This is a genomic window from Halococcus sp. PRR34, assembly GCF_028617175.1.
Taxonomy (GTDB): domain Archaea; phylum Halobacteriota; class Halobacteria; order Halobacteriales; family Halococcaceae; genus Halococcus; species Halococcus salifodinae.
The window spans coordinates 52,484-72,868 of the sequence record NZ_JAQJDA010000012.1 but is presented as its reverse complement, the minus strand read 5'-3'; the positions used below and the strand labels follow the sequence as shown (position 1 = coordinate 72,868).

General features: G+C 65.8%; 22 protein-coding genes. 11 read left to right on the top strand and 11 right to left on the bottom strand.

All coding sequences use genetic code 11. The annotated features are described in order from the left end of the window. Positions 1 to 43 precede the first annotated feature (43 nt). Both PHA81_RS14200 and PHA81_RS14195 read left to right on the top strand, forming a co-directional pair. Entirely contained in the window at positions 44 to 1,441 is a 1,398-nt protein-coding gene (locus tag PHA81_RS14200) for a selenium-binding family protein (protein ID WP_005042392.1), read from the top strand. After that, entirely contained in the window at positions 1,425 to 1,775 is a 351-nt protein-coding gene (locus PHA81_RS14195; RefSeq protein ID WP_005042394.1) for a 2Fe-2S iron-sulfur cluster-binding protein, read from the top strand. The genes PHA81_RS14200 and PHA81_RS14195 overlap by 17 nt, the downstream gene beginning before the upstream one ends. Before the next feature lie 18 nt (positions 1,776 to 1,793). Here the strand turns inward: PHA81_RS14195 and PHA81_RS14190 are convergent, their stop codons facing one another. Both PHA81_RS14190 and PHA81_RS14185 read right to left on the bottom strand, forming a co-directional pair. Then, entirely contained in the window at positions 1,794 to 2,219 is a 426-nt protein-coding gene (locus PHA81_RS14190; RefSeq protein ID WP_005042396.1) for a DUF3054 domain-containing protein, read from the bottom strand. A 38-nt stretch (positions 2,220 to 2,257) separates the two neighbouring features. Then, a complete protein-coding gene (locus tag PHA81_RS14185) occupies positions 2,258 to 2,830 on the bottom strand; it encodes an SAM-dependent methyltransferase (protein WP_005042398.1) in 573 nt (190 codons plus the stop codon). 74 nt (positions 2,831 to 2,904) lie between these two features. Here PHA81_RS14185 and PHA81_RS14180 point away from each other — a divergent pair, with 74 nt between their 5' ends. Then, positions 2,905 to 3,480 carry a GNAT family N-acetyltransferase gene (locus tag PHA81_RS14180; RefSeq protein ID WP_005042400.1) on the top strand — a complete coding sequence of 192 codons (576 nt, stop codon included), beginning with the start codon at positions 2,905 to 2,907 and terminating at the stop codon, positions 3,478 to 3,480. Between the two features lie 80 nt (positions 3,481 to 3,560). Beyond that, complete coding sequence (gene fen, locus PHA81_RS14175; protein ID WP_005042403.1) at positions 3,561 to 4,538, top strand: flap endonuclease-1; 978 nt, start codon at positions 3,561 to 3,563, stop codon at positions 4,536 to 4,538. A gap of 95 nt (positions 4,539 to 4,633) precedes the next feature. Here the strand turns inward: fen and PHA81_RS14170 are convergent, their stop codons facing one another. Next, positions 4,634 to 5,170: a GNAT family N-acetyltransferase gene (locus PHA81_RS14170; protein ID WP_005042405.1), complete on the bottom strand. Its 537-nt coding sequence runs from the start codon at positions 5,168 to 5,170 to the stop codon at positions 4,634 to 4,636. A gap of 169 nt (positions 5,171 to 5,339) precedes the next feature. On the opposite strand from PHA81_RS14170, the gene PHA81_RS14165 reads away from it, so the two are divergent. From PHA81_RS14165 to PHA81_RS14155, 3 genes are all read left to right on the top strand, one after another. Beyond that, positions 5,340 to 5,591: a BolA family protein gene (locus tag PHA81_RS14165; RefSeq protein WP_005042408.1), complete on the top strand. Its 252-nt coding sequence runs from the start codon at positions 5,340 to 5,342 to the stop codon at positions 5,589 to 5,591. A 114-nt stretch (positions 5,592 to 5,705) separates the two neighbouring features. After that, positions 5,706 to 7,118 carry a class II fumarate hydratase gene (locus tag PHA81_RS14160; protein ID WP_005042411.1) on the top strand — a complete coding sequence of 471 codons (1,413 nt, stop codon included), beginning with the start codon at positions 5,706 to 5,708 and terminating at the stop codon, positions 7,116 to 7,118. A 388-nt stretch (positions 7,119 to 7,506) separates the two neighbouring features. Continuing rightward, on the top strand, positions 7,507 to 8,781 hold the full coding sequence (locus tag PHA81_RS14155; protein ID WP_005042415.1) for a divalent metal cation transporter: 1,275 nt from the start codon (positions 7,507 to 7,509) through the stop codon (positions 8,779 to 8,781). Between the two features lie 411 nt (positions 8,782 to 9,192). On the opposite strand, the gene PHA81_RS14150 is transcribed toward PHA81_RS14155, so the two are convergent. The 5 genes from PHA81_RS14150 to PHA81_RS14130 form a co-directional block, all read right to left on the bottom strand. Then, positions 9,193 to 9,840: a nitroreductase family protein gene (locus PHA81_RS14150; RefSeq protein ID WP_005042418.1), complete on the bottom strand. Its 648-nt coding sequence runs from the start codon at positions 9,838 to 9,840 to the stop codon at positions 9,193 to 9,195. Between the two features lie 101 nt (positions 9,841 to 9,941). Beyond that, entirely contained in the window at positions 9,942 to 11,087 is a 1,146-nt protein-coding gene (locus PHA81_RS14145; protein WP_005042420.1) for an acyl-CoA dehydrogenase, read from the bottom strand. A gap of 104 nt (positions 11,088 to 11,191) precedes the next feature. Continuing rightward, positions 11,192 to 12,847: a long-chain fatty acid--CoA ligase gene (locus PHA81_RS14140; RefSeq protein WP_005042422.1), complete on the bottom strand. Its 1,656-nt coding sequence runs from the start codon at positions 12,845 to 12,847 to the stop codon at positions 11,192 to 11,194. A gap of 101 nt (positions 12,848 to 12,948) precedes the next feature. Next, entirely contained in the window at positions 12,949 to 13,617 is a 669-nt protein-coding gene (locus tag PHA81_RS14135; RefSeq protein ID WP_005042423.1) for an O-methyltransferase, read from the bottom strand. A gap of 152 nt (positions 13,618 to 13,769) precedes the next feature. After that, positions 13,770 to 14,099 carry a hypothetical protein gene (locus tag PHA81_RS14130; protein ID WP_005042426.1) on the bottom strand — a complete coding sequence of 110 codons (330 nt, stop codon included), beginning with the start codon at positions 14,097 to 14,099 and terminating at the stop codon, positions 13,770 to 13,772. A 94-nt stretch (positions 14,100 to 14,193) separates the two neighbouring features. Here PHA81_RS14130 and PHA81_RS14125 point away from each other — a divergent pair, with 94 nt between their 5' ends. Beyond that, on the top strand, positions 14,194 to 15,111 hold the full coding sequence (locus tag PHA81_RS14125) for an A/G-specific adenine glycosylase (protein ID WP_005042428.1): 918 nt from the start codon (positions 14,194 to 14,196) through the stop codon (positions 15,109 to 15,111). A gap of 48 nt (positions 15,112 to 15,159) precedes the next feature. Here the strand turns inward: PHA81_RS14125 and PHA81_RS14120 are convergent, their stop codons facing one another. Beyond that, on the bottom strand, positions 15,160 to 16,338 hold the full coding sequence (locus PHA81_RS14120; RefSeq protein ID WP_005042430.1) for an MFS transporter: 1,179 nt from the start codon (positions 16,336 to 16,338) through the stop codon (positions 15,160 to 15,162). A gap of 173 nt (positions 16,339 to 16,511) precedes the next feature. On the opposite strand from PHA81_RS14120, the gene PHA81_RS14115 reads away from it, so the two are divergent. The 3 genes from PHA81_RS14115 to PHA81_RS14105 all read left to right on the top strand — a co-directional run bounded on the left by PHA81_RS14115 (position 16,512) and on the right by PHA81_RS14105 (position 18,511). Beyond that, positions 16,512 to 17,093: an NADPH-dependent FMN reductase gene (locus tag PHA81_RS14115; protein ID WP_005042432.1), complete on the top strand. Its 582-nt coding sequence runs from the start codon at positions 16,512 to 16,514 to the stop codon at positions 17,091 to 17,093. Between the two features lie 244 nt (positions 17,094 to 17,337). Continuing rightward, positions 17,338 to 17,835: a hypothetical protein gene (locus PHA81_RS14110; protein ID WP_005042433.1), complete on the top strand. Its 498-nt coding sequence runs from the start codon at positions 17,338 to 17,340 to the stop codon at positions 17,833 to 17,835. A 76-nt stretch (positions 17,836 to 17,911) separates the two neighbouring features. After that, positions 17,912 to 18,511: a YIP1 family protein gene (locus tag PHA81_RS14105; protein WP_005042435.1), complete on the top strand. Its 600-nt coding sequence runs from the start codon at positions 17,912 to 17,914 to the stop codon at positions 18,509 to 18,511. Here the strand turns inward: PHA81_RS14105 and PHA81_RS14100 are convergent, their stop codons facing one another. Together PHA81_RS14100 and PHA81_RS14095 are read right to left on the bottom strand one after the other, a co-directional pair. Continuing rightward, positions 18,512 to 19,834 (bottom strand): sulfite oxidase, encoded by a 1,323-nt coding sequence (locus PHA81_RS14100; RefSeq protein ID WP_005042437.1) that lies wholly within the window; start codon positions 19,832 to 19,834, stop codon positions 18,512 to 18,514. It abuts the gene before it with no gap. A gap of 98 nt (positions 19,835 to 19,932) precedes the next feature. Continuing rightward, the gene (locus PHA81_RS14095) at positions 19,933 to 20,325 is read right to left on the bottom strand and encodes a hypothetical protein (protein WP_005042439.1); all 393 of its coding nucleotides are present in this window, start codon (positions 20,323 to 20,325) and stop codon (positions 19,933 to 19,935) included. Positions 20,326 to 20,385 lie beyond the last annotated feature (60 nt).

Here is a 20,385-nt window from a genome sequence, read left to right as displayed (position 1 = left end):
CTTTCGGGCGGATGATACCGCTGCCCACGAGTGTAGTATGGGCATGAGTGACGCACAACAGCCGGACGATACGACGGCGCATGCGGATCACGAAGGGCACGACACCGAAGGACCAGGCTATACGACGCCCCAGGCCGCGATCGAAGAGTCCGAACCTGAAAAGATTGCGTACGTCATGGGTTTGTACGTCGGCACGGACGTCGATGCGCCCGACTTCCTCGGCGTGGTCGACATCGATCCCGATTCGGAGACCTACACCGAGATAATCGACCGGGTCGAGATGCCCAACCGGGGCGACGAGCTCCACCACTTCGGCTGGAACGCCTGCTCGTCGTCGTGTCACATGGACGGCCTCGAGCGCCGCCATCTCGTGATCCCCGGCCAGCGCTCCTCGCGCATCCACGTCGTCGACACGAAGGATCGACGCAACCCCGAACTCGAATCGGTGATCGAACCCGAGGAGGTGTTCGAGCACGACCTCTCCGCACCGCACACTACCCACTGCATCCCAGATGGCCAGATCCTGATCTCGATGCTCGGGGATGCCGACGGCGACCTTCCCGGGGGGTTCCTCGCGCTCGACGAGAACTTCGAGGTCGACGGCCGGTGGGAGCCGCCGGGCGAGATCGAGATGAACTACGACTACTGGTATCAGCCCCGGCACAACGTCATGGTCTCCTCGGAGTGGGCCGCACCGAAGACCTACTATCCGGGGTTCGACATGGACGACGTCGAGGCGGGCAACTACGGCCAGCGACTCCACGTCTGGGACTGGGAGAACAAGACTGTGGAGCAGACGATCGATCTCGGCGAGGAGGGGCTGATTCCGCTCGAAGTCCGCTTCCTCCACAGCCCCGAGGCGACCCACGGCTACGTCGGCGCAGCACTCTCATCGAACGTCTTTCATTTCCACGACGCCGGTGAGGAGTGGCGTGCGGAGCCGGTCATCGACGTCGAGGCGCGCGAGCACGACGGCTGGGACATGCCCGTGCCTGGTCTCGTCACCGACCTCCTCGTGTCGATGGACGATCGGTACCTGTTCTTCTCGAACTGGCTGCACGGCGACGTCCGGATGTACGACATCTCGGATCCGGCGAATCCACGGCTCGCCGATCGAATCTGGGCCGGTGGCCACTTCGGCGACCCAGCCCCAGTGCAGGATCGCGAGCTCGCTGGCGGGCCACAGATGCTCCAGCTCAGCCTCGACGGCGAGCGCCTCTACTGGACCACCTCGCTGTTTTCGAGCTGGGACAACCAGTTCTACCCCGAGGAGGCCGAGCAGGGATCGGTGATGCTCAAAGCCGACGTCGATCCACGAAACGGCTCCATGAGCCTCGACGAGGAGTTCCTCGTGGACTTCGGCGACCTTCCGGATGGTCCGGCGCGCGCCCACGAGATCCGATGGCCAGACGGCGACTGCACGAGTGACGTCTGGCAGTAGCGCACACGACGTCATTCTCGTGTGGCAGGACGGCCAGGAAGGAAGTGACGAACGCGAAGAGCGGCTGTCAGTCGGTGAGGACGAGATCGTCCTCACGGCGGCTGAATGCGCTGGCGTCGCACTCCCCTTCGGCTGTCGCACCGGCGCGTGTGCGACCTGCACCGGAAAACTCCTCGACGGACGGATCGAACACGCTCGTCCGCCACGGGCGCTGAAGGAGCGCCACCGCGAGGCGGGCTACGTCCTGCTCTGCATCGCCGAACCGCGGTCGGACTGTCGGATCGTGGTCGGGAGTTCCGTCCAGGCCGAGCTGGTGTCGAACCCGTGGCAGTGAACCGTTCGGTCGTCCGCTTCAGCCCCGACTGCTGACGTACGCGACCGCCGCGCGCCACGGCACCAGCAGGACGAGGCCGACACCGAGCGAGACGAGGACGAACGCGATCGCGAACCCGCCAGGGAAAACCGGCGTCGCGCGGAGTGCCTGACCGATCAGCGCCGCTCCGATCCACGCGAGCGCGGTCCGGCGGACGGCGGTGCCGACCGATCGGGAGGTCGATGGTGCATACACACCGGCGAGGATCGAGACGAGCGCCCAGCCGAGGAAAAACGGGAGCGCGGTGCCGACAACTCGCGGCGCATCGGCCACGAGATCGTAGCCGTGCTGGAGTTCGCCGAGGACGACGAACAGCGAGATCAGGAGGAGATCGCCGACGGCGAGCGCGAGCGTTCGCGGCGAGGAGTCGGTGCGCGCGCGGAGCGACGCGACGGCGCTGCTCATGCATTCCGGTTCGAAGCGCGGCAGAATGTATCCGTCGATCAGCGTTTGACGCCCGCGACCGTGTAGCCGAACCCGCGGGAGGGGACTGCGGCGTCGAGGCCCGCGTTCTCGACGCCCGCAGCGAGCTCCTCGGGGGTGAAGAACTCCGAATCGAACCCCACGAGATGTTCGGCCGCGACCAGCGCGCGCCCGCGTAGCGTCGCGCGGTCGAACTCCCGACAGACGAGCACGCCGCCTGGCCGGAGGACGCGCTTCGCCTCGGTGAGTGCCCCCGTCCGATCGGCGACGTGATGGAGCGCGTCGACGATGAGCACCGCATCCATCGATTCGTCGGCGAACGGGAGTGATGCGCCGTCCGCACGGACGCCGTCGAGTCCCAGCCGTCGCGCCTCGCCGAGCATTCCGTGGGCGGCGTCGACCACGATTCGTTCGGGAACGTCGATCGTGCGTACCGCCCGGCCGGTGCCGCCGCCGACATCGACGACGCGCTCGATGTCGCGCTCGGCGAGCGCGAGCCCCGCCCGGAGCGCGCGCTCGTCGGTCGAGGGCATGAACCGCTCGTAGTGGCGCGCGAACCGCTCGAAGTACGCGACGTCGCCGGGCGTGTGCATACCTCGTCGTAGATCCGCCGATGGCTTAAAAACCACCCCGGAGGACACATCCCTCGCGCCCGTTCAATGGCGACATGGAGTACGTCGTGTGTGGCTGGCCCGAGGACGGCCCGACGCTCCGGCTCGACTACCGGCGGTTCAGCTACGCCGGGAAGTTCGTGATGTCCTCGACTGGAAAGGCCGTTGCCCGCGAGACGGACGCAGCCGTGAACGCGGGCAGCAGCGAGTTCGACGAGTGGGTCGTTGCAGCGGTCGCGTTCAACGAGGACCGCACCGACCCGGACACGCTGTGGTTGCGGTATATCACCGTCCGGAACGACCGTCGTGGCGAGGGGATCGGCGCACGACTCGCGGCGTTCGCCGCCGAGCGGGCCGCGGTACGCGGCTACGAGCGCCTCCGGATCGCGGTCAACAACCCATTCGCCTACGAAGCGCTCCACAAGGCCGGGTTCGGCTACACCGGCCGGGAAACCGGGATCGCCGAGCTCGTCCTCGAACGGCCCGCCGGCCGGCCGGCCGAGCGCTCGCGCACGGCCTACCAGACAGGGCTCGATATCTACCGCGATCGCGATCTCTCGGATGGTGAGCAGCGGTTTCTGGCATCGCGGAGCGACGCCGAGCCGCCGGCAGTGATCGAACCACCCGCGTGATCGCGCGCTCGTTTCCGCCCCCACTCGATCGCTGACCGGCTGTCGGGGGTTTCAAGCGACCTTCACCCGTACCGACGGCAATGGGAAACGCAGACCTCCGCCAGCTCGCCGCGATCGAGCCGATCGCCTTCGCGGATCTTTCGGGTGCAACGGTAGCGATCGACGCTCACAACTGGCTTTACCGGTATCTCACCACGACAGTCAAGTGGACGAGCGACGCGGTCTATACGACGGCCGCGGGCGAAGAGGTCGCCAATCTGATCGGCGTCGTCCAGGGCCTCCCGAAGTTCTTCGAACACGACATCACCCCGGTGTTCGTCTTCGACGGTGGCGTCACCGACCTCAAGACCGACGAGGTCGAACGCCGGCGTGAACAGCGCGAGCAGGCCGAAGAACGCGCTGCCGAAGCGCGCGAGGCGGGCGACGCGGTCGAGGCTGCCAGACTGGAAGCTCGCACCCAGCGCCTCACCGACACGATCCACGAGACCACGCGCGAACTCCTCCGCCTGCTCGACGTTCCGGTCGTGGAAGCGCCCGCCGAGGGCGAGGCCCAGGCCGCCCACATGGCTCGCTCTGGAACCGTGGACTACGCCGGCAGCGAGGACTACGACACCCTCCTGTTCGGCGCACCACACACTCTCCGGGGGCTCACGGGCAAGGGCGACCCCGAGTGTATGGAGTTCGAGGCCACCCTCAAAGAGCACGACCTCACGTGGGAGCAGCTCGTCGACGTGGGCATCCTCTGTGGCACTGACTTCAACGAGGGCGTCTCGGGCGTCGGTCCGAAGACCGCAGTCAAACTCGTCCGCGAGCACGGCGACCTCTGGGCCGCGCTGGAGGCCGAGGATAGGTACGTCGAGAACGGCGATCTGATCCGAGAGCTGTTCTTGGACCCCGACGTGACCGACGCCGCGTTCGATACCGACATCGAACCCGACCTCGACGCGGCACGCGAGTACGTGACCGGCGAGTGGGAGATACCCGAAGACGAGGTCGAACGCGGCTTCGAGCGGATCGAGGAGAGCGTCGTGCAGTCGGGACTCGACCGCTGGACCTGAAACCAGCTGTGGCAAGTGCCGCCAGTCGGGCTATCGATACCGCGTGTGAGTGAGCCCGTCAGTACTCGTGAAAACCGACCACGACGAAGTGTGGTCTACAAATCGGCAGTGGAAACCGTCATTCGACGACGGTGCGTCTCGAAGCCGAGATTCTCGTAGAAGCCGATGGCGCGCTCGTTGTCGGCATCGACATCGAGGGCGAGCTCCGCACAGCCTGCCTCACGTGCTCGCTCCGTGGCGCGGTCGATCAGCCGTCGGCTGAGACCCGTACCGCGGTAGGGCTCGCGGACGTAGATATCCCCGACGACCAGTCGATCCGGACGATCGAAGACCGAAGATGCTTCGTCGATCTCGGTCGTGACGAAACCGACGAAGTCGCCGTCGGTGGTGGCGAGGTCGGCGTCGTTGCCCGCGCCGTCGGTCGGCGAGTCGTCGACGGCGACCCACGCCCGGTAGCCCGCTTCGTCGAGCCGGTCGAGTCGGAACGCCGTCTCCTCGGCGACGAGATCGACGTCCTCGGCGAGCGCGTGGCGGTCGACGATCGCTTCGAGGTCGTGGTGGAAGGGGATCCACAGCTCCTCGACGTAGCGACGGACGGCGGGTTCGTCGGCTGGAAGCCGGCGGAGTTTCATGTGTACCCATCGAGCGATCGCCGAGGTATATACGTCGTGGATCGCCAGAATCAGCGTTGTAAGCGCTCGACAGCCCCGCTTCGAACTCGTCACGAGACGTCGGTCGCCGGCAGTGATCTCGCCACGAGCGACCTGAAGCGTTTTGCCGCTGGCTCACGCCCGTTCGGACATGGACACCACCGAAGTCGAGCGACTCATCGAATCCGGGATCAAGGATGCAGACGCCACCGTCACCCAGCCACGCGGCGAGGACGACGACCATCTCGCCGCCGTCGTCGTCGCACCGGCCTTCGAGGACGAGACGCTCGTCGCACAGCACGAGCAGGTCTACGACGCGCTCGGCGAGCATATGACGACCGATATCCACGCGCTCGAACTCAAGACCTACACTCCCGAGGAGTACGCCGAACGCAGCGCCTGATCGGGACGGACTGCCGAGACGGATCCGTACCAGCGGTGACGGCAGTCGGGTGGTCACGACGAGCGCGTGACCGCTTCCCGTGAGTTTTACCAACCCCGGCGCAAAGCGGGGTGCATGAGCGATCAGGACACCCGCACCGAGGCAGACAGTCTGGGCGAGATGGACGTCCCCGCGGACGCCTACTGGGGGGCACAGACCCAGCGTGCGGTCGAGAACTTCCCGATCAGCGGGATCGGGTTCGATCGGCGGTTCGTTCGCGCGCTCGGGATCGTGAAGAAGGCCGCCGCACAGACCAACCGCGACCTCGATCTGATCGACGACGAAACCGCAGAAGCGATCGTCGCGGCAGCCGAGGAGGTCATGGCCGGTGAGCACGACGGCCAGTTCCCGGTCGATATTTTCCAGACGGGATCGGGGACCTCCACGAACATGAACGCCAACGAGGTGATCGCGAACCGCGCGAGCGAGATCCAGGGCGACGAGGTTGGATCGCGGGCGGTCCACCCGAACGACGACGTCAACTTCGGCCAGTCCTCGAACGACGTGATCCCGACGGCGATGCACGTCGCCACGCTCGAATCGATCGAGCGCGATCTCGTGCCCGCGCTCGAACGCCTCCGGACGGCGCTCGGCGAGAAGGAAGCCGAGTTCGACACCGTTGTCAAAACGGGGCGGACTCACCTTCAGGATGCCACCCCCGTCAGACTGGGCCAGGAGTTCGGCGGCTACCGGGCCCAGATCGACAAGGGAATCACCCGCGTGAACAAGACCACGCGCAATCTCTCGGAGCTCGCGCTCGGCGGGACCGCGGTCGGCACGGGATTGAACACCCATCCCGAGTTCCCCGCGCGCGCGGCCGAACGCATTTCCGGAGAAACAGGATTACCGTTCGAGGAGGCCACCGACCACTTCGAGGCCCAGGCCGCCCACGACGCGATGGCGGAAGCCCACGGCGCGCTCCGCACGGTGTCGGGGTCGCTCAACAAGATCGCCAACGATCTCCGACTCTTGGCGTCGGGCCCCCGCAACGGGCTCGGCGAGATCGACCAGCCCGAGAACCAGCCCGGCTCGTCGATCATGCCCGGGAAGATCAACCCCGTCGTCGCCGAGGCCGTGAATCAAGTTCACGTCCAGGTCGTCGGCAACGACGCCGCGGTGTCGACCGGCGCGGCGAACGGCCAGATCGATCTGAACCTCTACAAACCCGTCATCGCTCACAACACCCTCCAGTCGATCGCGCTGCTCGCGAACGCCAGCGAGACCTTCGCCGAGAAGTTCGTCGATAACCTCGAAGCCAACCGCGAGCACTGCGAGGAGCAGGTCGAGCAGAGCATGGCGCTCGCGACCGCGCTGAACGCCCACATCGGCTACGACAAGGCGAGCGAGGTGGCGAAAGAAGCACTCAAAGAGGACAAGACCGTGCGCGAGGTCGTCGTCGAGAAGGGGTATCTCGACACCGAAGAAGCCGACGAGGTCCTCGATGCGCGCGCGATGACCGAACGCGGGATTCCGGGCCGCGAAGAGTAGCGCGCTCTCGGTTCTGTCCCCACTATCGGTTGCCGTCCGCGACCGATCCACCAGTGGCCGGTGACGAGACCCGTTCAGTATCGGCGATGACGAGGATCGATTCCACAGCGGAGCCTCGGGACGAGCGTCCTCCTCCGGCGATGGCCGGCGATTCACCGGTATCGTTCGCTCCGCACTCCACAGAAACACCTCGTCGACGGTAGTTTCCGTCGTCGTTCGACGAACACTGAACCACCACATCGCCGTGGAACGAGTCGTCTGCAAGCAACGCCCTTAGGTGGCAAGCGACCTGCCATACTGTTGTCAGAGTCACTGCGGCGATGGATGGCGGAAAATCCCGGTTGCGGCGCGGACTGTAGTGCGAGCGATCGACGTTCTTGGAGAAAACATGTCAGGTACTACTACATCGTATCGAGAGCGGGTTCGTGACACGACGTCCGGCTTCTTCCAGCAGTACGGGCTGGCGTTCGTGATGGTTGCTAGCTACTTCGGCTCCGGATCGATATTCATCGCCAGTTCGGCCGGCGTCCGGTTCGGGTATGCGTTGCTGTGGGCGGTCGTCGGTGCAGCGTTGCTCGGCTTCATGGCACAGGACATGAGCGCCCGGCTCGGCATCTTCGGCGAGCCGCTGATGGTGTTCGTGCGGAAGAAGCTCGGCGGACGGATCGCGACCGTGCTCGCCGTCGTCCTGTCGAGCGGTTGTTTGCTCTGGGCGTTCGAGCTGACCGCTGCGGTCGGGAAAGGACTCTCGCTGCTGGTCGGTGGCGCGGTCGGCTGGATGCCGCTCGCCGTCCTCACGGGATTTGCTGCCGTCGCCGTCGGCCTGTTGAACTACGAGGGCATCGAGCAGCTGATGACTGCGATGATGATCGGACTGCTGGTCGTCTATCTCTTCGTCACCGGCACGACCGCCCCGCCGCTATCGGCGATCGCCACCGGGTTCGTGCCGAGCGTTCCCGGTGTCGGCGCGCTCACGCTCGTGGCGTCGATTCTCGGCACGACCGCGCTCTGGCCCAACTTCTTCCTCGAATCGAACCTCGTCGCGGAGAAAGGCTGGTCCGGACGATCGGACATCACCCCGATGCGGCGGGATCTCGGGATCGGTTACGCGGTCGGCGGGATCACCACGATCGCAATCTTGGTCCTCGCGGCCGCCGTCCTCCGGCCGGCGGGCTACACCGAACTCGAGACGTTTCTCACCCCGGGACGCGCGCTCGGGAACGTCATTGGCGAGTGGGCGCGAACGGTGTTCCTGGTCGGCGCGGTCGCTGCGGCGTTCAACAGCATCATCCCGATCATGTGGACGCCGTCGTATCTCTTCCAGCACGCCCGCGGAACCGAGGCCGATTCGGCCTCCCGGAGCTTCAAAGCCATCTACGCACTTCTCGTCAGTATCAGCGGCCTCTCGCCGCTGATCACGATATTCTTCGGTCTCGGCGTGATCGACATGATCATCCTCTTCCCGGCGTACAACGCCATCGTCGGGCTCCCGATCACGGCCGCACTGCTGTTCTGGGCGGTCAACGACGAGAACACGATGGGCGAGCACCGAAACACACGCTTGCTCTCGGTTCTCAACGCCGCACTCGTCGTGTTAGCGGTCGTGTCAGCGACGACCTCGCTGCCGGGCGTCGTCGACGCACTCCTCTCCGGGGGGCTTTAACCACCGCTCGCGCTCGGGTCGTGGGCGTGTCCCGGTTCGTGAGAGCTGGTATGCGGAATCGATCATGGGTGCGTCGATGCGGGCGAGCACCCGCTTGAGAACGTGCTGTGCTCTCGATTCGGTGGCGTCGGTATCGTTATTTCGATCGGCGTTAGCGACTGTTCCGTCGTGGCGGTCGGCTCCAATCATTCTCTTGGTCGACGTCCGCTGCGTACTGAGTGCGGACATTTGAACGTTCTGGCAGTGGGCAGCGATGGACAGTGACGGGTCGGGATTTCGGAAACAGCCTGCTATTGCTCGGTGAGAGTTACTCTGGCGGCCGGTTCAACCGATACATTCTGTTCTCGTCGGCATCGTCCCTTCCGTCCCGTCGAAACAGCGTTCCGGATGACGGCACGCTACGCCGAAGATTCAGCTCGGTGTGAAGTCGCCAGCGAAGACGATCTCGTCGAGATCCTTGCGCTGGTTCGGGTGTTCGCCGTCATCGGCGTCGCCCGGAGCGATCGCGTCCTCGTCGCGTTCGCCGATGGCCGTCATCGCCTCGACCGCGTACTCGTCGGTGAGATCGAACAGTTCGGCGGCTGCGTCGTAGTCGAACCCCTGCATCCCGTGGACGACGAGACCACGGCGCGCCCCCTCCAGCGCGAGATTTTCCGTTGCTGCGCCGGTGTCGAAGGAGTGGGTGGGCGCAGGCTCGCCGTTGTGGTCGAACGTGGTTTTCGAGAGCACGACGACGAGCGCCGCGGCGTCGGTCGCCCACTCGCGGTTGCCTTCGGCGAGCAGATCCACGAAATCGTCCCACGGATCGTCGTCCGGCGTCGCGTAGACGAACCGCCAGTGTTGGTTGTTGTACGACGACGGGGCCCACCGGGCGGCCTCGAACAGCGCGAGGAGATCGTCCTCCGGCAGCGTGTCGCCGGTCATCGACCGCGGCGACCACCGGTTGACGAACAGCGGATCGATATCGTATGCGGGATCGCGGTGTTCGTCGACCGGGTCGCGGAGGCCGTCGACGGTCGAACCGTCGAACTCGCTGTCGCTATCGCTTTGCTGTTGCATCGATATACGACAAGAGACGTCACACACGGACAAACCTACCGAACGGCAAATCGAGTGCTCGATGGATGACAGCAGTTTCGCGAGACAGGACGAATCAGCGGTCAGCGCTGGCGGTAGATCAGGTTGCGCTGGATCGCGTTCGCGCCCTCGTAGATCACCGGGATCCGACAGTCGCGGTAGACACGAGCGATCCGGTTTTCGGTCAGCACCGACCGACCGCCGTGGAGCTGCATCCCACGCTCGGCACATTCGACGGCAGCCTCGGTGGAGTTGGCCTTGGCGAGCGCAGCCCAGTAGCCTGCGTTGTCCTGATCTGCCACTTTGCCGGCGGCGCGCCAGTTGAGTGCGCGGGCGCGCTCGAATTCGATGAGCATGTCCGAGAGGTCGTGCTGGACGGCTTGGAACTCGCTCACGTCCCGGCCGAACGCTTCGCGGTCGTGGACGAACTCCCACGCCTCCTCGATGGCGGCCGCAGCGAGACCCAACCCGTGGCCGCCGACGACGATCCGGCCGTGGTTGAAAAACTCCGCGAGCATGTAGAAGCCGGTGCCCTCGTTACCGACGAGGTTTTCCTCGGGGATCCGGCAGTCGTCGAGTTCGATGTGGCCCTGCTTGGAGGCGCGAAAGCCCATCTTCTCGGGGATGTGTTCGGCGTCGTAGCCGGGTGCGTCGGTCGGGACGATGAACATCGAGTAGTTCGAGTAGCGATCGTCCGAGTCGCCGGTTTTGGCGTAGAGAGTGAGCCACTCGGCCTCGACCGCGTTGCCGACCCAGTACTTCTCGCCATTCAGCACCCACTCGTCGCCGTCCTTTTCCGCGCTCGTGGTCATCCCCGCGAGGTCGCTGCCGGTCTGGGGTTCCGAGACTGCGAGTCCGGTGATCTGGTCGCACTCGGCGACCGGGCGGAGGAACTCCTCGTGCTGGTCGTCGTTGCCGTACTTCTCGACGATCTCGGCCCCGAAACTCGCGAGCTGGAGCGTGAGCGCGATCCCGGCGTCCGCACGATAGAACTCCTCGGCGATCGCGAGCATTGCTTCGAGGCCGAGATCGCGGCCGCCGAGCTCCTCGCCGATGTCCTGGGCCACGAGGCCCGCGTCCTGGCCGGCTTCGAGGATCTCCCACGGGTACTCGCCGGTTCGGAAGTACTCCTCGGCGTTGGGGGCGATGTGCTCGTCAGCGAACTCACGGGCCTCGGCTTTGACCTCGCGTGCGTGCTCGGGCACGATCGACTCGTCGAGTAGCTCCATACCCTCGATGGGAGCGCGACGCCCAAATAGGTCGCGTAAACCGGAAACCGTGCGCCGAGGGTTGTTCGGGTTGCTGCTCCGCTGCTCCGTCACCGCGGTGACGGCTACTCGTCCTCGGGAGCGGCCTCCGCGGGTGCCGCACCCTCAACCAGCGAGGCGTCGGCGTACTCCTCACGGATGTCCTTCTTCGAGAACTTCCCGGTCGCGGTTTTGGGCACCTCGTCGATGTACTCCACGTCGTCGGGAACCCACCACTTCGGGTACTCCTCGGCGATCATTCCGAGGAGTTCGTCGGCGAGTGCGTCTCTGTCGGCGTCGTCGCCAGGCACCACGAACGCGACCGGGCGCTCCTGCCAGCGTTCGTGGGGGACGCCGACGACGGCGGCTTCGGCCACGTCGTCGTGAGCCATCAGTGCGTTTTCGAGTTCGACGCTCGAAATCCACTCGCCGCCCGACTTGATGACGTCCTTCGCGCGGTCGACGATCTGGATATACCCATCAGGATCGACCGAGACCACGTCGCCGGTCTTGAGCCAGCCGTCCTCGAACTCCTCCTCGTTGGCCTCGGGACGCTCGAAGTACTCGGTGGTGACCCACGGGCCACGGACCCAGAGCTCGCCGAACTCCTCGCCGTCCCACGGCACCTCGTTGCCGTCCTCGTCGATGACTTTGAACTCGATGCCGGGCACCATCAGCCCCTGTTTGCCGCGCTTTTCGTGCCGGTCGTCGGCGTCCCACTCGTCCATGCCCGGCTTGAGCCGTGCGACCGAGCCGATCGGACTCATCTCGGTCATTCCCCACGCGTGGAGGACATCTACGCCGAGCTCGTCGAACTGACGGATGACCGACTTCGGGGCGGCGCTCCCGCCGATGACGACCTCTTCGAGCGAGGAGAGGTCGACATCGTTGTTCTGGACGTATTCGAGCAGTCCGAGCCACACCGTGGGGACGCCAGCAGTGATCGTGACGCCCTCTTCCTCGATGAGCTTGGCGAGGTCGGCCGGATCGGGCGACGGGCCGGGGTAGACATGTTTCGCGCCGGCGGCGGTCGACGAGAAGGGCATCCCCCACGCGTTGACGTGGAACATCGGCACGACCGGCATCACGACGTCCGTATCCTCGATGCCGAGGCCCTGGGGCGTCACCGTGGCCATCGTGTGCGACCAGAGCATTCGCTGGGTGTACTCGACGCCTTTCGGCCGCCCGGTGGTGCCGGAGGTGTAACACATCCCGGCCTCGCGATCCTCCTCGATCGCGGGCCAGTCGTACTCGGTTCCCTGTTCGGCGATAAACGACTCGTAGTCCGTGACGGGATCGAGGTCGATTTCCGGAACCTCGTCGGCCATCACCACGAACTGCTCGACGCTCCCGAACGAATCGGCGTCGTACGCGCCGGCGAGCTTCTCGGCGAGCGAGGGGTCGACGAACAGGAGCTCGTCGGTCGCGTTCTCGACGATGTACTGGATGTGCTCGTCGGGCAGGAGGGGGTTGATGGTGTGGAGCTGGCGGCCCGAGTCGGGAACGCCGAAGTACGTCTCGAAGTGACGGTGGTGGTTCCAGCAGAACGTGCCGACGCGGGCCTCGTTATCGATGCCGGCGTCATCGAGCGCGTTCGCGAGACGGGCGACGCGGTCGCCGTACTCCGAATAATCGTACCGTTCGATCCCGTCGGCGGTGCGCGAGACGATCTCGGTATCGGGGTAGAGTCGTTCCGCGCGCCAGCGGAACGGTCGCAGGGTCTGTGGTGTGCCTCGTGGCATACAATCTCACAATGGCCGGTCCGTAATGATTCTTCCCACCAACGGCGATCGTTCACCCGTGCCTCGTCGGCATCTCAGTGTCTCGTCGTGACGGTTCGACGTCACTCGGTGCGGTGGCTCACGGCGATCCCCTCGCCGAGCGGGATCGCGGCGGTCTCGAAGTCGGGATCGGCGCGGACCCGTTCGAGGTACGCCGCGACGCCGCGGGTCGACTCGTTCGCGTCCTTGACCGTCTCGCCTTCGACGAGTTCGAGCACCGTCTCGAAGTCGACAGAGGTGCTCGTCATGGCGTTGTCGGCGATCACCACGCCACCGGGAGCGACTTTCTCGCGAACGGCGTCGAAAGCCTCCTCGTACCGATCCTTCTCGTTGTCGATCAGCACGACGTCGAACGGTCCTTCGTAGTCGTCGACGGTCTCGATGGCGTCGCCGTGTTCGAACGTCGCGCGTTCGGTGAGATCGCCGCGGTCGAAGTACTCGCGGGCGCGGTCGAGTTCGTCGGCGTCGATCTCTGTGAGGACGACTTCGCCCGTGGGCGGGAGTGCCCGTGCGAACCAGTACGCCGAGTAGCCGAAGCCGGAGCCGAACTCGAAGACCCGCTCTGCGTCGACGAGGCGCGCGAGCGTGGCGAGCCAGCCGCCGACTGCGGGGCCCACGGTCGGAAAGCCGATCTCCTCGCCGTATTCGTCCATCTCTGTCAGAACCTCGTCGGGCTGAGGACCGACCGCGCGGACGAAGTCAGTGACGTCGTCGGAGACGAGTTCGGACATACCAGCCGCCTCGTACGGGGGCGAGTAAAGGCTTCTCCCCTGCTCGATCCGGCTCAGGTCGGAGCGGTCTGCGTAGGGGTTACGGAGCGGTGTGGTTGCAGTAGCGGTGCGAAGCGGTGGCCGTGAGCGCGTCCGAGCGTGAGCGAGGGCTTTCAGTACTGGTAGCGCTGGACGTCGTCTTGAGCCTGGTCCGAGAGCCCGACATCGCCGGTCATTTCGTCGTACGTCATCCCCGAGAGATACTCGTCGTAGGTGACGTCGTAGCCGCTCCGGAGGTGGAAGTCGAGCCGGCCGGTCTCGACGGTGGTCTGGAAGAACTGGTGGACCGCCCGACGGAGGAGTTCGTCGGCGTCGTCGGGGTCGAACGCACTCTGGAGGAGGGCGAGTTCGTTGCGGGTTTCGCGGTCGAGACCCACGGTTGTCTCGTCGCCGAGATCGTCGTAGCGCGATTCGATTTCCTCCGTAAGGTCGTCGAGACTCATGCGCCGGGATGGGGAGCGACTCGGGAAACCGCTTTCGGCTCCTCTGCCGGCGTGGACCGCCACGCGTATGCCGAGCGCAGGATTACCTCGTTCGATGAGCGAGTCCGCGTTCTCGTCCCCCGACGACCGCGCTGCCGTCCGCCGGGCGCTGGTCGAGTGGTACGAGGACGACCATCGATCGTTTCCGTGGCGTGAGACCACCGATCCCTACGAAATCCTCGTATCGGAAGTGATGAGTCAGCAAACCCAACTCGATCGCGTCGTCGACGCGTTCGCGGAGTTCGTCGAACGGTGGCCCGACGCGGCGACGCTCGCGGCTGTCGACCGGGCCGAGGTAGTGAGTTTCTGGAGCGACCACAGCCTCGGGTACAACAACCGTGCCCGATACCTCCACGAGGCTGCCGGTCAGATCACCTCGGAGTTCGACGGCGAGTTCCCAGAGACGCCCGACGAACTCCAGGAGTTGCAGGGTGTCGGCCCCTACACCGCGAACGCGGTGGCGAGCTTCGCGTTCAACGAGGGGAATGCGGTGGTCGATACCAACGTCAAGCGAGTGCTCTACCGGGCGTTCGACGTGCCGGACGACGACGCAGCGTTCGAGGAAGCGGCCGAGGAGATGATGCCCACCGGCGAGTCGCGGGTCTGGAACAACGCGATCATGGAGCTCGGCGGGGTTGCGTGTACGAAGACACCGTCGTGCGACGAGGCCGAATGCCCCTGGCGCACGTGGTGTGACGCTTACGCGACCGGCGACTTCTCCGCTCCAGATGTTCCTACCCAGTCGCCGTTCGAGGGGAGTCGCCGGCAGTTCCGCGGGCGCGTCGTGCGCGTACTCGGGGAGTACGACGAACTCGTGCTCGATGATCTCGGGCCTCGCGTGCGCGTCGACTACACGCCGGACGGCGAGCACGGTCGCGAGTGGCTCCGAGGACTCGTTTCGGATCTCGACGACGACGGACTGGTCGCGGTCGAGGAACGCGACAACGATACCGTCGTCCGACTGTCTCGGTGATCGTGCGCTCGCCGCCCGAATCGATCGCGCAGACTCAGCTCACGGCGGTCACGCCCCCTGCTGGGCCGACCGCCGGCCGGTCGGGAACCCGATCGTGAGGTGGACGGCCGTCAGGAGCGCGGCGAGCACCAACACCCCGACCGCGAACGATCGGAAGATCACGGTGTAGCCGTACCCCACATCGATCAGCGTGCCGACGACAACGCTCCCGAGCGCGTTGAGCAGCATGATCCCCGCGCTGAACACGGCGTAGGCGCTCGCGCGGTGGGCGTCCGGCAGCGAGTCGAGCACGTAGGTGTCCATCGTGGGGAAGAGGCCGTGGATCACGAACCCGAGCGCGGCGCTCGCGGCGACGAGGCCGTAGAATCCCGAGGCGAGCGTGAGCGCGAGCAGACAGCCGGCGAACCCCCCGACGATCCCGAGCAGCAACGGGATATACGCCACCCGGTCGGCGAGGCGTCCGGCGATCGCAAAGGCGGGCACGCCAGCAGCGAAGACCACCGTGAGCAGTTCGCGCGCAGTGCTTGCCGTGATCGGCTTCGTCGCGACGAGATACGAGACGTAGAAGTTGAACACGCCGTTCCACGCGAGGCCGGCGAGACCCGCGAGCGCGACCCCGCTCAGGATGACGGGCCACTGCCGGCGTGCCGCCCCCAGAAATTCCCGGTCGAGTTCCTCGCCGGGCGGGAAGGTCGTGGTTCGGGCGATCGCCCCGAACACGATGGTCGCCACGACTGCGAACGCGCTGATGAGACCGAACGCGAGCCGCCATCCCTCGACCGGGAGGATCGCCGAGCCCTCGATCCAGAGGACGCCGGTGATGAAAAGCGGTGCACCGGCTGCGGCGAGCTGGCTCGCGGTCCCGTGGATGCCGACGGCGCGTCCGATAGCGCCGGGAAACAGGTCGCTCAGCAGTGGCTTCGCCGCGATGAAGTAGACACCGCTTGAGATCCCCATCAGGAACGCGCTCGCCCAGAGCACCGGAAGGGAGGTGGCGGTCGCGGCGAGCAGCGGCGCGGCCGCGAGGATCGTCCCAGCGGCGAGGATCACGGCGTACCGTGGCACGAAGGTAAGCAGGTAGCCCGTCGGCAGCCGCGGCAGCGCGCTGCCGAGCCACGCGAGCGTCGCCAGCAGTCCGATCGCCGCCGCCGACGCCCCGAACGCGGATTGGATCGGTTCCAGCAGCGGTGCGAAGACGACCCGCGCGAGGTTGACCAACAGCACCATCGTACACATCGAGCCGAACAGCTGCTGGCGTGACACTACCGGGCGGACGGGGCAGGGTGGGTCAAGCCTTTGCGAAGCGGCAATCCCGCGGCCGGTGGACGACACTACCGGGAGACCGGCGTGTTCCGGCCGGAACCGCTGGTGCTTTGGGGGTCGCTGTTCTCGAAACGGCTATGCCAGATCGACCCCACGTCGTCGCGCTCGCCGGCAGCCTGCGCGACGATAGCTACACCCGGATCGCCCTCCAGCACGCACTCGACGAGGCCGAGGAACGCGGCGCAAGCACGGACCTGATCGACCTCCGGCATCTCGACCTCTCGGTGTTCGACGCCGACGCACGCGAGGTCGGCGACGCGCTCGCACTCACGCGACGCGTCCGGCGGGCCGACAGCGTCCTTCTTGGGACGCCCTCCTATCACGGCTCGTACTCCTCGGTGCTGAAGACCGCGCTGGATTACTGCGGGTTCGACGAGTTCGAAAACACCACCGTCGGCCTGCTGTCGGTCTCCGGCGGGGCGTTCCCGATTACCCCACTCGATCACCTCCGATCGGTCGCCCGAGCGCTCAACGCGTGGGTCATCCCGCATCAGGCCGCCGTCCCGAAAGCGAGCGGGAAGTTCGAGGACGGAAAACTCACCGACGAGAGTTCGTGTGAGCGTGTGGCGACGCTGGGCCAGCGGGCTGTCGAGTACGCCACTATCGAACCCGATCCGCCCTGTCTCGAAAGCACCGAAAACGTCGGCGCGGACGACTGATCGCTGGAGGGATCGCGTCGAACAGCGTCGAAGGGCCGTCTTTGCTACCGTTCAGGCTATTCGGCTAGTGTCAGTACAGTTCTCGTCAGCCCGCCGACCACGAGGGATCGTGAGATATCTTTGGCATAGCTATCGATATGATGTTGATTGAGAAACAGGTGGTGACCGAGACGGTTGGTGTGTGTGTGTGTGTGTGAATTTGAAGTATCGTCATCAGCAACTGTTTCTATGAGGCTGGTGGCCCGTGTACGAAGCAACTAACGTCCATCTCGGTGATTACACCAGCGAGAGCGACAAACAGCGGATCACTTGCACTGACGAGGAGCTCCGCCACGTCAATCGCGAACGGGCGGAACCGTCGATCGAAACGATCCTGATCGACGAAATCTCGGAGATCAGACGAGATGTCGACAAGTCTCAAGCAGGTTTCGAACGGATCGGCTACGCGTTCGCAGCGTTCGGGCTCGTGTTCTCGTTCATGATCGTTCCGTTCGTGCTGGCAGGCGTGCTCTTCACCCCCATTGCCGGCGGATCGTTCCTTTCGGCCGGTCTCTGTTGGTACGGGTTCGTGATGTTCTACAGAATGGAGCGAGGGACGCTCGATGTCCTCGAAATCCGGGCCAACGACGACTGGTACCGGTTCTTCACTCGGCAGGAGAGTGCTGCGTTCGACGAGATCCTGTCCCGTCTTCCCGACGACGTCGTGAACGGGTCCATCGCTCTGGATCGCGCCGGTCAGTAGCTGTCACCGATCGACGGAAGCTGCCGGACACCGGCGTGTCGAAACCGAGATAGGGGCTGCTCTGCTACCGACGACAGTGACGCAGTGGGTCGAGAACCCGACCGGCGGGCGCGACAGAGGACCGATAGCGCTCGCCCGCGCGTGGCTCGAAGTGTTGGTGCGTCCACGCCGGTTTTTCGCGGCGGGGGTCGCACCGGGCGATCAGGCTCCTGGACTGGTGTTCGTGATGGCCGTAGTCGCCATCGAGGAGGCGACTCGCTTCGCGCTCGTCCCCAGCGCATACCCAGTCGTCGCGGATCAGGAACTCGTCTCGGGCGTCGTGGCGCTCGTCGTCGCGACCGGGTTCGTCGCGCCGCTCGCGCTCCACTTCGCGGCCGCGATCGCGACTCTCGGACTCGTCCCGCTCGTCGAGGATCGCGCCGGTGTCAGCGAGACGGTGCAGGTGATCGCCTACGCGACCGCACCCTGCGTTCTCGCCGGCGTACCCTTCCCTCCACTCCAGGTCGTCTGCACAGCCTACGGTGCCGTGTTGCTCGTCGTCGGGATCGCCGAAGTACACGGGACGAGCCTCGTTCGCGCGGCGGTCGCAGGGGCGCTCCCCGCAGCGTTCGTCTTCGGTTACGCCTACACGTTCCGCGGATTTGCAGCCATCGAAGCGCTCGGCGTGCTCGGCTGATCACGCCGCGCCGTCGTCCTCGTTCGTGACTTCGACCTCGATCGCGTTCGGCAGATACGCGTTGGCGGCGTATCCACCCTCGTTCCAGGGGAACTGGCCGCTCTCGACAGCGTCGAGTCCGTCCTCCGGTGTTCCGATGGACGCCGGCTGCACCCGTCCGCGCTCGTCGGTCGCGCGCGAGGCAAGGGTGTAGGTTCCCGGCTCCGGCTCCCAGTCGTACTCGAACAGCCGCCACGCACCGGCGTAGTCGGGGCCGAACAGCTCCGCGTCGTGCCACGTCTCGCCTCCGTTAGTGGATATCTCGACACCCGCGATCTCGTCGTCGCCCGCCCACGCGACGCCGCGCACCGTGACCCCGTCCTCGTCGTTCTCTCCGCCCTCGTGAGGCGTGACAGGCTCCTCGCCGGTCGGCCGACCGATCAGCGACATCACGGTTTCGTCGAAGGTGTAGGGGTGATCGACCGCCGAGGGTTCGAGCTGGTCCCACGTATCGGCCGTCGGAACGGTGTCGGCGTGTTCCGGGGTCGCGCCCGCGGGATGGATACGGTAGTCGTCCTGCTGCCACCGGGCGTGAGTCCCGGGCCGGTCGAGCGAGCCCTCGGTGACCATTCCATCCATCACGCGCAGTTCGGACAGCCACTTCACGCTGTTCACGCCGTACCATCCCGGTACAACGAGCCGCACCGGATGGCCGTGCTCCGTGGGGAGCGCCTCGCCGTTCATTCCGTGGGCGAGGAGGCAATCGTCGAGTGCCTTCGAGAGCGGGATCGATCGGGCGAACGTCTCCTCCTCGGTGCCGTCGTCGCCGATCGCGGTGAGCCAGCGATCCTCGTCGTTCGTCGGGTCGTTCGCCGTCCCGCTGTCCGCGTCGCCCACTGCCTCGCCCGTATCGAGACCGGCCGCTCGCAGCACCGACCGCACCGGCGTCCCGGTCCAGACGGCGGTCCCGACTGCCTCACAGTCCCACTGGACGCTCCCCGTCTCGGGGTCGTGCTGGCCGCGGCCGTTGCCCGCACACTCCATCGTGTGTGCGACAGCGACCGTGGGAAGGTCCTCGACGATGTCGGTGAGGGAGAGTTCGGCCTCGTCTCCCGCCGTTCCGGCGACGTCGATCGTCCACGCGTCGGCGTCGCCATCGGGCATCGGGTTCCGGTGGCAGACGAAATGCTCCTCGATCGGCGTCAGCCAGTTCGCGAACGTCTCCCGGCTCGCCGCCCCCACGACGGTGTAACGGTCGGCCTCGTCGCGGGCCTCGCTCGCGCCCGGTTTGCGGTCGAGGATCGCATCGATCTCTTCGCGTCGTCCCTCGCGTGTTTCGCTCATACGGGCCAGTCGTGCGGATTCCGCATAACCGTTTCCCGCTCGTGTCGATACCACGGACTAGCGAACGTCATCGTCACTGACTCTCCGGCGGTCCGACGTCAGGGGTTCGTCTGCCCGTCCACGGCGATGACGGCTAGCTGACCGACGACGACGCTGATACCCATCGCCACCGGGAGCAGAACGATGACGACGAACAGTCCGAGCAGGAGCGTCAGGAAGGCCAGATCGATCTGGACGTCGAGCGGCAGCGACGCCGTGTTGGTCCAGACGATCACGAGAGCGAGGCAAAGCGAGAGTAGTGTGCCGATCAGCCCCGCTGCACCGGCGTCGACGAACTCCTTTTGAAACCGATCGCTCAGCAGGGCTCCGACGAGGCCGGCGACGGCGGGTGTCGCGAGATAGAGATACGTCGGGGGCTGGATGGCGACGAGCAGAACGACGAAGACGGCCGCCTGTGCGAGACCGCCGAGTAGTGGAACGGTTCGCCCCATTCTCGACAGCTATACTGGCAGAACAAATAAGTGTTTCCATAGTTCACACCACGAGTGACG